1 protein-coding gene and 1 pseudogene are annotated in these 774 nt (G+C 69.0%); both read left to right on the top strand.

Annotated features, from left to right (window positions below; translation table 11 throughout):
* A pseudogene (locus TW83_RS18110) lies at positions 1 to 148 on the top strand (50S ribosomal protein L28); the annotation flags it as partial.
* A 120-nt stretch (positions 149 to 268) separates the two neighbouring features.
* Positions 269 to 739: a copper chaperone PCu(A)C gene (locus TW83_RS18115; protein ID WP_045984182.1), complete on the top strand. Its 471-nt coding sequence runs from the start codon at positions 269 to 271 to the stop codon at positions 737 to 739.
* Positions 740 to 774: the final 35 nt, after the last annotated feature.

Genomic DNA, 774 nt, shown 5'->3' on the forward strand with positions numbered 1-774 from the left:
CATCTCGGCCGCGGCGCTGCGTTCGGTCGATCACCGTGGCGGCCTGGACGCCTTCCTGGCCAAAGCCAAGGACACCGAGCTGTCGGACCGCGCCCAGAAGATCAAGCGCGACCTGGTCAAGGCCGAATCGGCTGCCGCGACCGCCTGATCCGATGATCGTCGGATGATGCATGGCCCTGCCGTTCCGGCGGGGCTTTTGCATGTCCGGAACCCCGGCCCGTGCGGTGCGGCCTGTGCGCGCCCCGGCCCCATCCAAGGACCTTGCCGAATGAAACTGTCGATCCTGGCCGCCGTCGCGGTGCTGTCCCCGGTGGCCGCCCTTGCCCATGACGGCATGCACGCCAACGACGCCTATGCGCGCAGCACCAACCCCAAGGTGGGCGCGGTCTTCATGCAGCTGGAAAACCACCGTCAGGTCGCCTGCACCCTGCAGGGCGTGTCGTCCGACGCGGCCGAGCGGGTCGAGCTGCACACCCATGTCGAGGAAGGCGGCGTCATGAAGATGACCCGGATCGAGGACGGGATCGCCGTCGCCGCCGGTCAGACCCACGCCCTGAACCGCGGCGGCGACCACATCATGATGCTGGGCCTGGCCGAACCGCTGGCCGATGGCGACACGCTGACCCTGTCGATGGATTTCGGCGATTGCGGCACCGAGGAGGTGCAGGTCGTCGTCGACAACCAGCGCGAGGATGCCGCCCCCGCCGATCACGACCACGGCGACCATCAGGGCCACTGAGGCCCCTCAGGCCGCCCGTTCGACCAGTTGGGCGG

It is taken from the genome of Paracoccus sp. S4493, from assembly GCF_000967735.1.
GTDB classification, from domain to species: Bacteria; Pseudomonadota; Alphaproteobacteria; order Rhodobacterales; family Rhodobacteraceae; genus Paracoccus; species Paracoccus marcusii.

Coding starts and splice junctions, on each gene's coding strand:
- TW83_RS18115 (WP_045984182.1), top strand. CDS start 269: ATGAAACTGTCGATCCTGGCCGCCGTCGCGGTGCTGTCCCCGGTGGCC.